The 1,028-nt window shown below is 52.8% G+C and carries 1 protein-coding gene and 1 pseudogene; both read right to left on the reverse strand.

Features of this window, described 5'->3' with window-relative positions:
• Window positions 1–276: pseudogene (locus ABGA49_RS16085) on the reverse strand (flagellin FliC); the annotation flags it as partial.
• A gap of 211 nt (window positions 277–487) precedes the next feature.
• Window positions 488–1,028, reverse strand: a 541-nt coding sequence (locus ABGA49_RS16090; RefSeq protein WP_347665805.1) for a flagellin, incomplete at its 5' end; no start/stop codon positions are given.

A 1,028-nucleotide genomic window follows, 5' to 3' on the forward strand; every position in this document is an offset into this window, starting at 1 on the left:
ACGGATACGCTGCAGGTTGTTGTTGACTTCGCTCAGCGCGCCTTCAGCGGTCTGCGCCAGAGAGATACCGTCGTTCGCGTTACGCGCAGCAACGGTCAGACCGTTGATGTTGGACGTAAAGCGGTTGGCAATTGCCTGACCTGCTGCGTCATCTTTCGCACTGTTGATACGCAGACCGGAAGACAGGCGCTCAATCGCGGTGCCCAGGGAAGACTGAGATTTAGTCAGGTTATTCTGGGTCATCAGCGACAGGGTGTTAGTATTAATAACAGCCATAGTATTTATCCTTCAGTAATAAATGTAGGTTCCGGTATGCGCCAGCGGCTTCATCACCGTCATAATATTTATCGACGTGGGCAGGAAACTCTTTAGTTGTTTTTATATTTTTTGAACAATTTTTGCCGAAAATATAAGCATTACAAATACGCAGCAGAAAATAAAAAAGCGCCGACATGCGGCGCTTTTGGCATCAGATAAACTGCGATTATTAACGCAGCAGGGACAGCATGGTCTGCGGAACCTGGTTGGCCTGCGCCAGAACAGAGGAACCGGCCTGTTGCAGGATCTGCGCGCGCGACATGTTCGACACTTCCGTCGCGTAGTCGGAGTCCTGAATACGGCTGCGGGCGGCCGACAGGTTGTTCACCGTGTTGTTCAGGTTGGTGATAGTGGACTCGAAACGGTTCTGGGATGCACCCAGCAGGCTGCGCTGGTCGTCAACAGATTTGATTGCCGCATCGATGTCTGCCAGCGGAGTACCGTTGGTGCCACCTGTGGAGTCAACAGTCCCTTTCAGAACGTCGAAGCCTTCAGCAGAAGTAGAACGCGCGGTACCGTTGATGGTCTGACCGGTCGTGGAAGCGGTAGCACCGGTCGCATTGTACAGGTTGTACGAGTCAGATTTGCTCAGGCTGATGGAGATGGTTTCGCTGTCTTTTGCGCCAACCTGGAAGCTGTAGCTGCTGGAGCCGGTACCGGTGTTCAGCACTTTGATGCCGTTGAAGTCGGTCTGGGTGGTCACACGGTTG

The organism is Kosakonia sp. WA-90 (genome assembly GCF_039871955.1).
GTDB lineage: Bacteria > Pseudomonadota > Gammaproteobacteria > Enterobacterales > Enterobacteriaceae > Kosakonia > Kosakonia oryzendophytica.